15 protein-coding genes and 2 pseudogenes are annotated in these 16,057 nt (G+C 40.9%); 5 read left to right on the plus strand and 12 right to left on the minus strand.

The features are described 5' to 3' along the window. Window positions 1-34 precede the first annotated feature (34 nt). The 3 genes from trxB to F908_RS04790 all read left to right on the plus strand — a co-directional run bounded on the left by trxB (window position 35) and on the right by F908_RS04790 (window position 2,652). Window positions 35-985, plus strand: coding sequence for a thioredoxin-disulfide reductase (gene trxB / locus F908_RS04780; protein WP_005158280.1), 951 nt, complete (start codon window positions 35-37; stop codon window positions 983-985). A 93-nt stretch (window positions 986-1,078) separates the two neighbouring features. Next, window positions 1,079-1,810, plus strand: coding sequence for a leucyl/phenylalanyl-tRNA--protein transferase (gene aat, locus F908_RS04785; protein WP_005158283.1), 732 nt, complete (start codon window positions 1,079-1,081; stop codon window positions 1,808-1,810). A gap of 26 nt (window positions 1,811-1,836) precedes the next feature. Continuing rightward, complete coding sequence (locus F908_RS04790; RefSeq protein WP_005158286.1) at window positions 1,837-2,652, plus strand: arginyltransferase; 816 nt, start codon at window positions 1,837-1,839, stop codon at window positions 2,650-2,652. Here the strand turns inward: F908_RS04790 and rimI are convergent. The 12 genes and pseudogenes from rimI to F908_RS04845 form a co-directional block, all read right to left on the minus strand. Next, window positions 2,638-3,099, minus strand: a complete 462-nt coding sequence (gene rimI / locus F908_RS04795) for a ribosomal protein S18-alanine N-acetyltransferase (protein WP_005158290.1) — start codon at window positions 3,097-3,099, stop codon at window positions 2,638-2,640. The genes F908_RS04790 and rimI overlap by 15 nt on opposite strands. Window positions 3,100-3,200: 101 nt before the next feature. After that, window positions 3,201-3,974: pseudogene (locus F908_RS04800) on the minus strand (metal-dependent hydrolase); the annotation flags it as partial. Window positions 3,975-3,981: 7 nt separating this feature from the next. After that, on the minus strand, window positions 3,982-5,568 hold the full coding sequence (gene tnpC / locus F908_RS04805; RefSeq protein ID WP_005158297.1) for an IS66 family transposase: 1,587 nt from the start codon (window positions 5,566-5,568) through the stop codon (window positions 3,982-3,984). A gap of 74 nt (window positions 5,569-5,642) precedes the next feature. After that, window positions 5,643-5,978 carry an IS66 family insertion sequence element accessory protein TnpB gene (gene tnpB / locus F908_RS04810; RefSeq protein WP_005157151.1) on the minus strand — a complete coding sequence of 112 codons (336 nt, stop codon included), beginning with the start codon at window positions 5,976-5,978 and terminating at the stop codon, window positions 5,643-5,645. Continuing rightward, window positions 5,975-6,403, minus strand: a complete 429-nt coding sequence (gene tnpA, locus F908_RS04815) for an IS66-like element accessory protein TnpA (RefSeq protein WP_005157149.1) — start codon at window positions 6,401-6,403, stop codon at window positions 5,975-5,977. The genes tnpB and tnpA overlap by 4 nt, the downstream gene beginning before the upstream one ends. An 81-nt stretch (window positions 6,404-6,484) precedes the next feature. Then, window positions 6,485-6,625: pseudogene (locus F908_RS15895) on the minus strand (metal-dependent hydrolase); the annotation flags it as partial. A 210-nt stretch (window positions 6,626-6,835) separates the two neighbouring features. Further along, the gene (locus F908_RS04820) at window positions 6,836-7,717 is read right to left on the minus strand and encodes a metal-dependent hydrolase (RefSeq protein WP_005158303.1); all 882 of its coding nucleotides are present in this window, start codon (window positions 7,715-7,717) and stop codon (window positions 6,836-6,838) included. 203 nt (window positions 7,718-7,920) lie between these two features. Next, a complete protein-coding gene (gene tuf / locus F908_RS04825) occupies window positions 7,921-9,111 on the minus strand; it encodes an elongation factor Tu (protein ID WP_004680739.1) in 1,191 nt (396 codons plus the stop codon). A gap of 93 nt (window positions 9,112-9,204) precedes the next feature. Next, complete coding sequence (gene fusA, locus F908_RS04830) at window positions 9,205-11,343, minus strand: elongation factor G (protein WP_005158306.1); 2,139 nt, start codon at window positions 11,341-11,343, stop codon at window positions 9,205-9,207. Window positions 11,344-11,521: 178 nt separating this feature from the next. Beyond that, entirely contained in the window at window positions 11,522-11,992 is a 471-nt protein-coding gene (rpsG, locus tag F908_RS04835; protein ID WP_004638185.1) for a 30S ribosomal protein S7, read from the minus strand. Window positions 11,993-12,152: 160 nt separating this feature from the next. Further along, a complete protein-coding gene (rpsL, locus tag F908_RS04840) occupies window positions 12,153-12,527 on the minus strand; it encodes a 30S ribosomal protein S12 (RefSeq protein ID WP_004638184.1) in 375 nt (124 codons plus the stop codon). Window positions 12,528-12,697: 170 nt separating this feature from the next. Further along, window positions 12,698-14,047, minus strand: coding sequence for an EcsC family protein (locus tag F908_RS04845; protein WP_005158309.1), 1,350 nt, complete (start codon window positions 14,045-14,047; stop codon window positions 12,698-12,700). Window positions 14,048-14,336: 289 nt separating this feature from the next. Between F908_RS04845 and F908_RS04850 the strand changes: the two genes are divergently transcribed. Continuing rightward, the gene (locus F908_RS04850) at window positions 14,337-15,566 is read left to right on the plus strand and encodes a beta-ketoacyl synthase N-terminal-like domain-containing protein (protein WP_005158311.1); all 1,230 of its coding nucleotides are present in this window, start codon (window positions 14,337-14,339) and stop codon (window positions 15,564-15,566) included. A gap of 18 nt (window positions 15,567-15,584) precedes the next feature. Next, entirely contained in the window at window positions 15,585-16,037 is a 453-nt protein-coding gene (gene hemJ / locus F908_RS04855; RefSeq protein WP_005158314.1) for a protoporphyrinogen oxidase HemJ, read from the plus strand. Window positions 16,038-16,057 lie beyond the last annotated feature (20 nt).

Here is a 16,057-nt window from a genome sequence, read left to right on the forward strand (position 1 = left end):
TTTAAAAGTTTCAATATAAAAAGGATGTTCTTTAATGAGCGCTCGTCACTCACGGTTAATTATTTTGGGTTCTGGTCCTGCAGGTTATAGCGCGGCAGTTTATGCAGCGCGTGCCAACCTTAAACCGACACTGATTGCAGGCTTGCAATTAGGTGGTCAATTAACAACGACCACTGAAGTTGATAACTGGCCTGGTGACCCTGAAGGATTAACTGGTCCTGTGTTAATGGAGCGTATGCAAGCTCATGCAGAACGTTTCGGTACAGAAATTGTCTATGATCACATCAACGAAGTAGACCTTAAAACTCGCCCATTTGTGTTAAAAGGCGATATGGAAGAATACACGTGTGATGCGCTGATTATTGCTACAGGCGCAACAGCACAATATTTAGGTCTTGAATCTGAAGCTGCATTTATGGGTCAAGGTGTAAGTGCTTGTGCGACTTGTGATGGTTTCTTCTATAAAAACCAAAATGTGATGGTTGTAGGCGGTGGTAATACGGCTGTTGAGGAAGCGCTTTATTTATCGAATATCGCTGCTCACGTTACTTTGGTTCATCGCCGCGATAGCTTGCGTTCTGAAAAGATCTTACAAGATCATCTCTTTGCAAAAGAGAAAGAAGGTAAGATCAGTATTATTTGGAATCATCAAGTAGATGAGGTACTTGGTGACAACACTGGAGTAACGGCTGTACGCATCAAATCCACACAAGACGCCAATACTCAAGATATCGCTGTCCAAGGTTTATTTGTTGCTATTGGTCATAAACCGAATACAGGAATGTTTGATGGTCAATTAAACCTACGTGATGGTTATATTCAGGTTCAAAGTGGTACTTCGGGTAATGCAACTGCAGCTTCTATTGAGGGTGTATTTGCCGCAGGTGACGTGGCGGATAGCGTTTATCGCCAAGCCATTACTTCGGCAGGTTCAGGCTGTATGGCTGCACTGGATGCAGAAAAATATCTCGACAACCTGAATTAATTACACCTCCTCATCTAACGTTGACAGTCCAATGGATTGTCAACGCTCTCCAGTTCAGTTAGTTTAAAATTATCCTGACTAAACTCATTTGTTATGCAACCACTACCCCTATCCCAATATATTTTTCCAAATCCTGTGGAAGCTGATCCCGAGGGTCATGGTTTCATCTGCATTGGTGCTGACCTATCTCCATCGACTTTATTTGAAGCCTATACACATGGTCTCTTCCCTTGGTTTAACGAAGATGAACCAATTTGTTGGTGGAGTCCTGAACCACGCTGCATTATTGAGCCACATGCATATAAACCCAGTAAATCATTAATTCGAAATATGAAAAAACATGATTATCGGATTACAGTGAATCATGCTTTTGAAGATGTAATACGCTCATGTTCACTCCCCCGTAGCTACACAAATGAAACATGGATTAGTGAAGATATAATCGAAGGCTATTGTTCTCTATTTAAGGCGGGTTATGCCTACAGCATCGAGGTCTGGCAACAAGAAAAATTAGTTGGTGGACTATATGGCGTAACGATAGGTAAAGGCTGTTTTGGTGAATCGATGTTTAGCACCGAAACTGATGTGTCCAAGATGGCTTTCTACACCCTGATGCTGATTGGACAGGAAAATCAGTTGCCGTGGATCGACTGCCAACTGGTTAACGATCATCTCCTGAGTCTGGGAGCCAGTACAATTTCTCGCCAGACATATCTAAAATCGTTACAAGATGTAATTATTGCCCCCTCTATCAATTGGAAAAGTTATCAAGAACGTGTATTTTCAAGTAAAACAATAGCAGTTTTTGCAAAATTAGACGGTTAATGGATTAACACCTTGGAGGGAGATTAATGAAATCATACCAACCCAAGTCCCTTTTAAATGACTTACAGTACTATATAACACCGCCACACGACTGCAGTTATCTCGATAACAAATCAGCTCGAATGGTATTTTTAGATCCAATTCACCGTATTGATGTGGTGACATTGTCTGAACTTTCGCGTGTCGGTTTTCGACGTAGTGGCGATTTTGTCTATCGACCAGAATGCCATTTATGTCGCCAATGTTTATCTTGTCGCGTTCCAATTCAAGAATTTAAAATGAATAGTAGCCAGAAGAAGGCATGGAAACGTAATCAAGATTTAAAAATGAGTATTTTGCCAACTTCGCAAGCCACTCAACAGCATTATGATTTGTATGAGCGTTATATTAACGAGCGTCATGCAGATGGTGATATGTATCCAGCAACATTAGATCAGTTTGAAAAATTCCTCGTTCACAGTTGTACAGAAAGTTTTTTCATCGAACTTTGGGATGATCAGAAACTTATTGCCGTTTCTACTTGTGACTTACTGGATGATGGTCTCTCTGCTGTATATACTTTTTTTGATCCTCAAGAACAACGTCGTTCACTTGGTGTTTTTGCGATTCTTAAACAAATTGAATATGTCAGCACTTTAAATTTAGATTATCTATATTTAGGTTATTGGGTGCCTCACTCAGCTAAAATGAACTATAAATCACAATATACGCCACTGGAATTATTATTAGATGGACAATGGCGTCGCCTTAACCGCCCACTCTCAGAAAAAGAGATTCATCAACTTGGAAATTCATTAATGACGACACTACCATCGGAGTGGGATAACTTAATTATTAAATAAAGCAGCAAAATCATCAGTGCATGTTTTGACCATAATCACAGCATGCTCTTTTGTACCATCTAAATTTGGATAATAATTTTTTCGTAAGTCTGTTTGATGAAAATCCGTTTTTTCATACAAACGAATTGCAGCAAGATTGCTTTCACGTACTTCTAAAAAAATTTGAATCGGATTATTTTTTAAAAGTTGAATTGAATAATCTAACAACTCATATCCAAGACCTTTGCCCTGTTGGCTTGGATGAATCGCCATCAGTAATAAATTGGCCTCATCTAGAACAGGCTGTAAAATACAGAACCCAACAACCTGATTCGACTGCTCATAGACCGTGCACTGATAGGAAGCTAAAGACTCTTGAAATTGTTGCTTCGACCAAGGATGTGTTTGTACTAAGCGCTCAATTGCAACAACACTCTCTACATCGCTCTCTTGCATCAATCGAATCACAGACTTTTACCCTATAAAATACTGATGCAGATTATCAGCAATTTAATACAAAATTTGAATAAGAAAATGGGCAATTTTTCTTGCCCATTTTCTGTTTATGCTTAATTCAGGTTAAAACCCAGTTCAGCACGCCATTTATTTAACAGTTCAGTGGTGTCATCATCATTCGGATGGAATTTTGGTCTTAAAAATGTCAATAACGTTGGAATTTGACGTGTCATAAAACCTTTATAGCCATACATGAACTTGAGCATATATTTGGTATCTCGCCATGTAAGTCTGCCATCAATTTTTAAAAGAGTCGCAGTGAAATATGACTGGGTAATAAAAATTAAACCCATTGCAATCACTAAAGCTAATGAACGCATAAAATACGCTTTAAATCCTTGCCCATACATCGCTTCATAAACGTCAAATGCCACCGCTTTATGCTCATTTTCTTCAACTGCATGCCACATACATAAATGGTACATGGTCTCATCCATAAACATGGCTTGAATGTCTGGATTACTCAATAATTCTTCAGCAATCGTTGATGTAAAATGCTCCAAGGCACAAGTACCCGTTAAACCAATCATCTCTTTTGTAAAACCAAATGGTTTTAATAATTTAGTACTTATAGCAACGCCATACTGAATCACTTTACCTGTTTGTGCCTCCAATTTGCGCACATCATAACCATAAGCTTGCGCAGCTGCATTAAAGGCCAAGTGTTCCTTTGAATGCATTGCCTCTTGTCCAATAAAAGCACTAATTTCTTTTTGTAATCGAGGATCAGCAAGTTTTGGATCATTTCTAACTGCACGGGTACTATTCACAAAAAATTGTTCACCCTCTGGAAACAGTGCTGAAAGGTAAGCATCCAGTGAAGCCCACTTGAACTCAAGCAGGCTTCCAGTTATGCGGCAGCAGCGCTTCGATATCTTTCATTTTATGTGTTGGCAGCCTTTTCAACACATCACTGAGATAGGCATACGGATCAAGACCATTCAGCTTGGCTGACTGGATTAAAGTCATGATGTTCGCTGCCCGTTGACCACTACGCAGTGATCCTGCAAATAGCCAGTTTTTTCTGCCTAATGCCCACGGACGCATCTGGTTTTCTATCCAATTATTGTCTATTGGCAAATTGCCATCATCCAGATAACGGCTTAAGGCAGACCAGCGTTTTAGGCTGTAATTGATTGCTTTCGCTGTAGGCGAACTCTTTGGTACTTTATCTTGATATTCTTTCAGCCAGACATACAGTTGACGCATGATCGGTTGACTGTCCTGCTGCCTTCGCTGGTGGCGTTGTTCGGCACTACAGTCTGGTATCTCTCGTAATTCTGCCTCAATTTGGTAAAGCTGTTGAATCAATTGCAGAGCTTGTTCGGCAATGAGACTTTTACCCGTCACATGCAGCTCATGGAATTTACGACGGGCATGGGCCATACAACCCACTTCAATCATCTGACCTGAGGCAAAACGTGCCTTATAACCACTATAATCATCACAGATCAGTTGACCTTGCCAGCCTTTTAGGAAATCTTCGGCATGTTGACCTGATCGACTCGGTTGAAAGTCATAGATCACCGCCTGAATAGAGTTGTACTGTGTGGTGGCATAGGCCCAGACATAACCTTTCTTGGGTTTCTTCTCGGCAATCTGCATCACGGTCACTGGTGTTTCATCTGCATGAATCACCTGTTGTTGTAATATGATCTGTTTTAAGGCTTCTGCTAGTGGTTCTAACTGTACACCACATTGACCAACCCATTCCGATAAGGTTGAGCAAGCAAGATCAACCCCGACACGCTGATAGATCAGACGTTGACGATATAAAGGTAAATGATCCGCATATTTTGAAACCAGCACATGGCTGAGCAATTCAGGTGTAGCAATGCCTTTATCAATCACATAAGCAGGCATCGGTTCTTGAATCAAGGTATTACACTGATCACAGACCCATTTGCCACGGATATGCTGTTCCTTGTAGAACTGTGCTGGTCTGAAATTGAGTTTCTCGCTCAGGTCTTCACCAATACGACGAAGCGTGCAGCCACAACTGCATTGTGTCGATGCAGGCTCATGCTCTATACGAATGATGGCTAGATGATCTGGCAGCGGTCGGCGTTTCGGTTTTATTGCTTTGGTTTCAGCCGATTTGGGTTGATCCGCATTCAGTCGTTCCAGTTCTAAATCAACGGCTGCGATATCTTCTTCAACTGCTTCATCTAACAAGCTGATTTGTTTGGCAGTGAGGTGTTCATTCTTCTGAGCAAATTTATGCCGTTTAAACAGCGCAAGTTCATGCTCGTATTTTTGTGTGAGTACAGATAGGTGCTGAACTTTGGCATCGAGGTGTTGATTGGATTGTTCGAGTTGTTGTTTATCTTCTACAAGTTGCTGATTCTGCATTGCCAACTGCTGGGTAAATTCCAGCAATTGTTCATGGGTCAGTTGGCTTAAATGAGGCAGCATATTCATGACCGCAGTATGCCTGAGATCAGGTTAGGGATGAAATAGGTCGTTTGGAGGATGGTAAAATAAAGGTATCTGGTTTAGATCATTGTGACCACGTGCTGTTGCCCAATTCTCTGCCAAGCTAAACCTTGAATTAATGCCTGTAATTGTTCCGCATTGATACTCATTGTTTCACCCTGATGAACCTGCGCCCAGTGGAACTTCCCTTGTTCCAATCGTCGGGCACACAGCCAAATCCCTAGACCATCATGTACCAACACTTTCATACGATGGCCTCGTTTATTACAGAACAGATAGGCGCAATGGGGTTTAACACCACCAAAGGCTTTCAGGACTTGAGCAAGTGCAGTATCTGTACCTGCTCGCATATCCATGGGTTGGGTAGAGAGCCAGATTTCATCAATGCGGATCATTTGATCAAACCTTGCAGCAGAAATAGTAATTCAGTTGTTGATTCCACAGGCCATTCGATTTCAATCATTTGATCTCTTTCGGAACCTGGTCCCTCATGCAGTGGAATCCTGATATGAGCAGGAGCTTTCTTCTCAGGCACAGGTGATGGAGATGTCTCTTGTTTGACTGGCATCGAGTGAACAATGACAGGAAGAAAGTCGGTCTGTGGGATAGGCAGGTTTTTTAATGGAGGGGGCATTGATTCGGACTGGCGAATCCATTTATGCAGTAGATTAGCATTGATCTGATGTTGCATTGCCACGTTAGCCACTGATGTGTCTGGCTGCTGGCATTGTTGAATAAGCTGATGTTTGAATTCGGCTGTGAAAGTTCGGCGAGGCTTTTTTTGCGTTGGTGCACTGTCTATAACTGTCTTTAAATCCATAAATAGGTGTCCACTTATTGGTTAGTGGACACTATCGGGGGATTGATCCACTAAAAATAGTGGTGATTCACTGGAGGCTTACGCTGAAAGTGCAGTCATAAAATGAGTTAAAGCAGCATCTCCATTTGCCCAATACCGTGGAACTTCGCCAAACTCAAAATCCATTCGGCGTACAGGAAAACTAGCGCCAGCGCGGTTTGAAATATTGACCTTAGCATTCATACCTTATTCTCCTAGCCAATGGATATATTTGATTAAAAATTATCTATGCTTTATTTATAGGCTTCTTTGAACGCATTAAATAAGTGCAGATAAGGTCAGAAAAGCATCATTTTAGGACATGTCAGTATGATTTTAAAAAGTCTATTCAAAATAAAAAAAGAGCAATTTTATTGCTCTTTTTACATAGGTTTAGCTAATGGATGATTTAATTTAAAAACCTAATTTCGCTTTCCAATCTTTAAGTAATTGTACGGTATCTAAATCATTTGGATGAAAACGCGGTCTAAAGTAAGCCAACATTTCACCTGCCATACCTGTAATAATCCCTTTTGATGGACTATAAGCATATTTGTAAATCATGCCTAATTCTTTCAGATTTAGTTTTTTATCTTGTTGAAGTAGACGTAAGGTAAAATAAGATTGAAGAATAAAAATTAAAGCCATAGCAAATACAAGTGCTGTAGTACGTAAACTATATGCTTTCAATCCAGTTCCAAATACTGACTCATAGACTTCGTAAGCCACTGCTTTATGTTCATTTTCTTCAACTGCATGCCAGAACCACATATATGACATGGTGTCATTTGTCATTAAATCTTGGATGTGTTTATTGCGTAATAATTCGGAAGCAATCGTTGCAGTAAAATGCTCCAGCGCTGTTGTTGCCGTTAGATCAACCATCTCTCTTGTCATACCAAACGGTTTGACGATTTTTGAAAAATTCTTAAGCGCAAATTGGATATAACGTCCCGTAATCTGCTCTAAAGATCTAACATCATGACCATACTTTTGTGCAGAAGCATTAAAATTTACATGCTCTTGAGTGTGCATTGCTTCTTGACCAATAAACGCACTAATCTCTTTTTGCAGCTCTTCATTCTCTTTCATCGCTGGGTGATAACGCACAGCACGAACTGAATCAATAAATAATTTCTCACCATCTGGAAATAAAGCAGATAATGCAGTCATAAAATGTGTAAGACCTGCTGAGCCACTCATCCAGTATTCAGGTACTTCATCAAAATCAAAATTCATACGACGTACTGGGAAACTTGCACCTGCACGATTTGAAATATTTACTTTAGCATTCATGCTGTTGACTCCTTTTAAATGGAAAATTTCCATTTAGTACTTTTGTTCATTTTCTTGTGTTTTATATTACGGTTTTATTGCGATGAATTAAGTGCAGTTTAGGACAGCAAGGTATCAGTTTAGGACACAATTAAGGATAGATTGTCGAACAATAGACATAAAAAAACACCCCAAAGGGGTGTTTTTTTGATCACTCTAAGCGATTATGCAGTTACTTTAGCAACAACACCAGCACCTACAGTACGACCACCTTCACGGATCGCAAAACGTAGACCTGGGTCCATTGCGATCGGGTGGATTAACTCTACTGACATTTCTACGTTGTCACCAGGCATTACCATTTCTACGCCATCTTGTAATTTGATCGCGCCAGTTACGTCAGTTGTACGGAAGTAGAACTGTGGACGGTAACCGTTAAGGAATGGAGTATGACGACCACCTTCTTCTTTAGAAAGTACATATACTTCTGCATCGAATTTAGTGTGTGGCTTGATTGTACCTGGTTTAGCAAGTACTTGACCACGTTGTACGTCTTCACGCTTAGTACCACGTAGAAGAACACCACAGTTCTCGCCCGCACGACCTTCGTCAAGAAGTTTACGGAACATTTCAACGCCAGTAACTGTAGTCGTTTGAGTATCACGGATACCAACGATTTCAACAGACTCACCAACTTTGATGATACCAGCTTCTACACGACCAGTTACTACTGTACCACGACCAGAGATAGAGAATACGTCTTCGATCGGCATCAAGAATGCTTTATCGATTGCACGCTCTGGTTCTGGGATGTAAGAGTCAAGCGCTTCAACAAGTGCAAGAACTGATTTCTCACCATATTCGCCATCATTGCCGTTCAATGCTTGAAGCGCTGAACCACGGATGATTGGAGTGTCATCACCTGGGAAGTCATAAGTAGAAAGAAGTTCACGAACTTCCATTTCTACTAATTCAAGTAATTCTTCATCATCAACAAGGTCACACTTGTTTAAGAATACGATGATGTAAGGTACACCAACCTGACGTGAAAGAAGGATGTGTTCACGAGTTTGTGGCATTGGACCATCAGTCGCAGCACACACAAGGATCGCGCCGTCCATCTGAGCAGCACCCGTAATCATGTTTTTAACATAATCGGCGTGGCCCGGGCAGTCTACGTGAGCGTAGTGACGGATTGGAGAATCGTATTCTACGTGTGAAGTATTAATTGTAATACCACGTGCTTTTTCTTCAGGAGCTGAGTCGATTTGTGAGTAATCTTTCGCTTCACCGCCGTAAGTTTTTGCACAGATAGTTGCAATCGCAGCAGTTAAAGTTGTTTTACCATGGTCAACGTGACCAATTGTACCCACGTTTACGTGTGGTTTATTACGTTCAAACTTGGCTTTAGCCATGATGATCTTCCTTTATAAACTGCTCATGAGGGTCGCCCATGAGCACTTGGTTTTTTAACTAAATTTTAGTTGGGTAATATAGTAATCGAAAGATTACTCGTCGTCACCTTTTTTACCGCCAGCTTGGAACTTGGCGATGATGCCTTCAGCCACGTTACGTGGAGTTTCAGCATATTTAGCAAATTCCATAGAGTATGTCGCACGACCTTGAGACATAGAACGCATTTGAGTCGCGTAACCAAACATCTCAGCCAATGGAACTTCTGCTTTAATTGCTTTAGTTCCACCAGGAAGATCGTCCATACCTTGAACCATACCACGACGACGGTTTAAGTCACCCATGATATCGCCCATGTAGTCTTCTGGAGTTTCTACTTCAACTTTCATGATAGGTTCAAGAAGAATTGGATCTGCTTTCATGAAACCATCACGGAACGCATAAGAACCAGCCATTTTGAACGACAATTCATCAGAGTCGACATCGTGGTAAGAACCGTCAAAAAGAACAGCTTTAACGCCTACAACTGGGTAACCAGCCAAGACACCATTCTTCATACGTTCTTGAATACCTTTATCAACTGCACCGAAGAATTCTTTTGGCACTACACCACCAACAACTTCTTCAGCGAATTCGTATTCTTTACCAGCAGTTTCAACATCAAGTGGCTCTAAACGAACATATACATGACCGAATTTACCTTTACCACCTGTTTGACGTACGAATTTACCTTCTTGCTCAATAGTTTTCTTAATCGTTTCACGATAAGCAACCATTGGTTTACCGATATTCGCTTCAACACCGAACTCACGTTTCATACGGTCAACGATGATGTCAAGGTGAAGCTCACCCATACCAGCAATAATTGTTTGACCAGATTCTTCGTCAGTACGTACACGGAACGATGGATCTTCTTTCGCCAAACGGCCTAAAGCAATTGACATTTTTTCTTGGTCAGCTTTAGTTTTTGGTTCAACAGCCAATGAAATTACTGGCTCAGGGAATTCCATACGCTCAAGTGTAATGATGTTTTTCTCATCACATAATGTATCACCCGTAGTAACGTCTTTAAGACCTACACACGCTGCGATATCACCTGCACGGATTTCATCAAGATCTTGACGCTCATTCGCATGCATTTGCACGATACGACCGATACGTTCACGCTTAGACTTAACTGGGTTATATACTGGGTCACCTTGTTTAAGAACACCAGAATAAACACGTACGAAAGTTAAGTTACCTACGAATTTGTCGTTCATGATTTTGAACGCAAGCGCAGAGAACGGAGCTTCGTCAGATGCTTCACGAGATGCTTTAGTTTCAGCTTTATCGTCAAGAATACCTTCGATCGCTTTAACTTCTGTTGGCGATGGTAAGAATTCAATCACAGCATCCAACATACGTTGAACACCTTTGTTTTTGAACGCTGAACCACAAAGCATCACTTGGATTTCAGATGCTAATGTACGAGCACGTAAACCTGCAACGATGTCTTCTTTAGAAAGATCACCCTCTTCAAGGTACTTGTCCATTAACTCTTCAGAAGCTTCAGCAGCCGCTTCAACCATGTTAGTACGCCATTCGTTAGCAGTATCAACTAGGTCAGCAGGAATCTCACCATATTCAAACTTCATACCTTGAGATGGTTCATCCCAGATAATCGCTTTCATTTCGATAAGATCTACAACACCTGCAAATGTATCTTCTGCACCGATTGGTACAACGATAGGTACAGGGTTACCGCCTAAACGAGTTTTAACTTGCTCTACAGCACGGAAGAAGTTTGCACCAGTACGGTCCATCTTGTTCACGAATGCTAAACGAGGCACTTTATATTTGTTAGCTTGACGCCATACAGTTTCAGACTGAGGTTGAACACCACCAACAGCACAGTAAACCATGCACGCACCATCAAGAACACGCATAGAACGCTCAACTTCAATTGTGAAGTCAACGTGTCCCGGTGTATCAATTACGTTGATACGGTGTTGTTCGAATTGGTTGCCCATACCAGACCAGAAACAAGTCGTAGCAGCAGAAGTAATGGTAATACCACGCTCTTGCTCTTGTTCCATCCAGTCCATTGTTGCTGCACCATCGTGTACTTCACCAATTTTGTGAGATACACCTGTGTAGAACAAGATACGTTCAGTTGTAGTTGTTTTACCTGCGTCAATGTGCGCAGAAATACCAATGTTACGGTAACGAGTAATCGGGGTTTGGCGAGCCATGATGTCTTACATTCCTAAATGTTATCTTTAAAACAGGACGCATCAATTAAATTGATGCGCACGAATATCCAAGCAGGCAACTTAAATACCCGCAAAGCTCCCACTTTGATAAAGAGCGATGTTGAATCGAGCTGCTGTACGCATGAATATTCTCCTGATTAGGGACTGTTTTATCCGTTTAGAAACGGTAGTGAGAGAAGGCTTTGTTGGCTTCAGCCATACGATGCACGTCTTCACGTTTTTTGATCGCTGCACCTTTACCTTCAGCTGCATCAAGCAACTCACCAGCAAGACGTAAAGCCATCGTTTTTTCAGAACGCTTAGCAGCAGCATCTACTAACCAACGCATAGCCAAGGCAGTACGACGGGATGGGCGTACTTCCATAGGTACTTGATAAGTAGCACCACCAACACGGCGTGCTTTTACTTCAACCATAGGACGAACTTTTTCAAGAGTAGTCTCGAAAAATTCAACTGGGTCTACTTTGTTTTTTTCTTGAACACGCTCTAAAGCACCGTAAACGATACCTTCAGCTACAGATTTTTTACCATCTTGCATTACGTGGTTCATGAATTTAGCGATTGTTTGGCTGCTAAATTTTGGATCTGGAAGGATCTCACGAGCAGCGACTACGCGACGTCTTGGCATTTTAATACACCTAATATTATGACACTTCAGGATGATCCAGCAGTTTGTACAAGTGCCATGTACGCTACGCTGGCCTTACTATACGTCGCTTGAATTACAAATCTATGAAGAATTCAAACAAGCGAAACGCTAAAGGGTTGTTTGGGCTGGTTGCCTAGAATTACTTCTTAGGACGTTTAGCACCGTATTTAGAACGTGACTGGTTACGATCTTTCACGCCAGCACAGTCTAAAGAACCACGAACGGTATGGTAACGTACACCTGGTAAGTCTTTAACACGACCACCACGGATTAGAACAACACTGTGCTCTTGTAAGTTATGACCTTCACCACCGATATAGCTTGATACTTCAAAACCAGAAGTTAAGCGAACACGGCAAACCTTACGCATTGCTGAGTTAGGTTTTTTAGGAGTAGTCGTATATACACGTGTACATACACCACGACGTTGTGGACAAGCCTTCAACGCAGGAACTTTTGATTTTTCAATCAAAGTTGTACGACCCTTACGGATCAACTGATTTGTTGTTGCCATTTGGCAATTCTCCCGTGATTAAACAACCTTAAAAAGAAAAACACCTCTTTTTAAGGGCACACAATTGTAAGCCAAGAAGTAAAAATGGTCAACAATGCAAGATAAAGCAACTGCTGACCATTTCTATAATTTTGTTGTTTTATTGATGTCTAAATCATACCAACAAATAATTAACTATGTTTCGTTGATGTAGGTTCAATATCAATTGTTTTCGGTTCAGTAGATAGTTCAGCTTCATCAGAACTGAGTAATTCATTTGATTGCTCTTTCGAAGCAGGTTGCTGTTCAGTATGTTCGTGCTTGACCACATGCTCCGATGCAAGCTGTTGAATACCCTGCTCAACGTTTTCATTCGTCTGAATTTCTTTAGCAACATGATCTTTAGATTGCACTGAAACATTGGTAATCACATCATTTTTGCTTTCATCAACACTACTTATTGCATTTGTCGTAGTCTCTGTTGCATTTAACAATCGTGAATTTGGCTTTCTCAATAATACTTCCGCTTTGTAATAGGCTTCTAAGGGTGAAATATCTTCATTCGGATATTCATTCAAATAAAAACGTGCTGCCCCGAAAACAGATTGTGCCTTGTGTCCAACATCTTCGAGTAAACGCCAACTATAAAAGCCACCTAAAGCAGCACCAGCAACTGGCGTTAATTTACCAATCACAGATGCTTGAAGGATATGATTTAACCACCCCCATTTAAACTGTCCTTCCTCATCAACTAACCATTTCTTTACAAGTTCAACATCGTTGCTCGATCCAAGCAACTGCTGAAACTGTTGTAAGTCATGGGTTTCTAACATCGACTTCAACGCTTTTAATGCAATCAATACTGTTTGTTTTTCAGCAATAATACCCAAATCAATTTCTTTAAAAATAAAGGCAACCACTTCTTGATCTGCCTCATCGGCCAAATCAAAGCCATGAGAGCGACCCGTTTGATAAATTGTTCTTAGTGCTAGAACAATCGAGGCAGGAATATCAACAGCTGCACCCCAAACTCCTGTAGCACCCGTGATAACGCCTTGCGCAGCGGCTAATAATTTATTTTGTTCGATTAATGCCTGACTTAAACGTTGAGAACGCCCCGTATCTTGAGTGAGTTCGGTAATATCTTTTACCCCTGCTTCTTCCAGAATCTTTTCTGTAAGTGAAGTATTGGAACTAAATTCATTCAACCACTGAAATAAATAATCAGAAACTTTTTCGCCCATGTCAGGTGAAATGAAAGATGCAACATTATTTACTTTTGTGTAATGACGACCCAAAAGTTGATGGGACAATTTAGGTAACTGTTGACGTAACATATGTTGTGGGCTTTCGTATTGCTCAATCTCAAATGGGCTTTTAAAACGCGCCTTCCCTTCGATCACATTAGATGAATCTGTAGATCCAGTTACTAATGTTTTAGGAGCAGTTTGAAGTTTTTGTATTTCTGAACTGAGCTTTTTAGCCACTCCAAAGGCTTGGGTAAATAAACCTGAAGATTGCTTGTTTTTAGATTTTGTCATCAAGTACCTCTGTTCTATAATCTGTGCATCTCTAGGTAAATACTAGGTTGAATGCAAATTTATCTCAACTTTTATCTGTGTTCTTTCATTACCTTTTGTCTCAACTACATTTATATTTACGAATATTTACACAACTAGAAATAGGCATAAAATTTGCCATAAGAAATAAAAAACCTTTCTGCTATGATGGTGTCATTCACTCATAAGCCATTTAAATCGTTATTTTCTCCTGATTTGTACTTATAGCGATATGCACAAGGCTTCGTATTACCATAAAAGGGATCTGTAAATGAAACGTGTTGTAATCACTGGTATGGGCATTAACTCATGTATCGGTAACTCTTTAGAAGATGTCACTCATTCTTTAAAAAATGGAATCTCAGGAACACGTTTTAATCCAACTTATGCCGAATTAAATTTTAAAAGTCATGTCAGCGCTGCTGCTGAACAGGATTTTGATGGTATTGATCGTAAAATCAAGCGTTTTATGGGTGTATGTGCAATGTATGCTTATAACGCAGCGATTGCAGCGGTAGAACATGCGGGTCTAAAACAAGAAGATCTAGCAAATAACCCTCGTTATGGTATTGCAGGTGGTAGCGGCGGTAACTCAACTGCATCAGTTGCAGAGATGGTTAAGCTATTAGAAGAAAAAGGCGCACGTAAAATTGGCCCTTTCTTTGTTCCCCGTAATATGAGTAATACCATTACTGCCAATGTGGGTGTTGCACTAAAACTACAAGGTATTGCACACTCGATTACCAGTGCCTGTGCAACTTCTGCTGATGCAATTGGTTATGCTTACAACTTAATTCAATTGGGTAAGCAAGATCTGATGCTTGCTGGTGGCGGTGAAGAAGATCACTGGTCGCAAAGCTTACTTTTTGATGCTATGGGTGCATTGTGTTCTAAATATAATGATACTCCTGAAACTGCATCTCGTCCTTATTCAGCTGACCGTGACGGTTTCGTGATCGCGGGTGGTGGTGGCTTTGTGGTTCTTGAATCACTTGAGCATGCTCAAGCTCGTGGTGCGAACATTTTGGCAGAAGTAGTCGCTTATGCTGCCAACAGTGACGGTGCAGACATGGTTGCTCCATCTGGTGAAGGTGCTACGCGCTGTATCCTCATGGCACTTGATGAAGCAAAACAACACGGTGTTGAGCATATTGATTATGTCAATACTCACGGGACTTCAACACCAGCAGGTGACGTGACTGAACTTAAGGCAATGGAACGTGCTTTTGGTGAGGGTCAGGTTCCTCCACTTAGTTCAACTAAATCAATGACGGGTCACAGCTTAGGTGCTGCGGGTGTTCAAGAAGCAATCTATTCTGTATTGATGATGCAAAATGACTTTATTGCACCGAATATCAACGTGACTGAGCTTGATGAAGGTGCACAAGGTTTCGATATTGTACTTGAAAAACGTGATGCAAAACTGAATACTGTAATGAGTAACAGTTTTGGTTTTGGCGGCGTAAACGCTTGCCTTATTTTCAAGAAGTGGGATGCATAATCCTGCGTAGGATTATCGATGGATGCACCTTCTGATGCTTTCTTGTGGGTAAAAGCATTACATATTATTGCTGTGGTTTGCTGGTTCGCTGCATTGTTCTACTTACCACGTCTTTATGTTTATCATGCCATGAGCGAAGATACCGTTAGTCATCAACGCTTTGAAGTGATGGAACGCAAGTTGTATCGTGGAATTATGTGGCCATCGATGATTGCCACATTAATTACCGCCCACTTTCTCGTTGACTGGGGGGATGCGACCCGACATTATCATGAAGCCTTATGGTTCTATCTCAAAGTCGGTCTGGTTGGATTATTGGTGATTTACCACTTTGTCTGTGGTTATTACCGCAAAAAGCTAATTGGTAATGCGCACTATAAATCGCACAAGTTCTGGCGTTTTTTTAATGAAATGCCAACCTTGATCTTATTTGCCGTGGTCATCTTAGTGGTCGTAAAACCTCAGTTCTAACTGAGGTTTTTTTATTCTAA

The organism is Acinetobacter sp. NIPH 284 (assembly GCF_000369425.1).
GTDB lineage: Bacteria > Pseudomonadota > Gammaproteobacteria > Pseudomonadales > Moraxellaceae > Acinetobacter.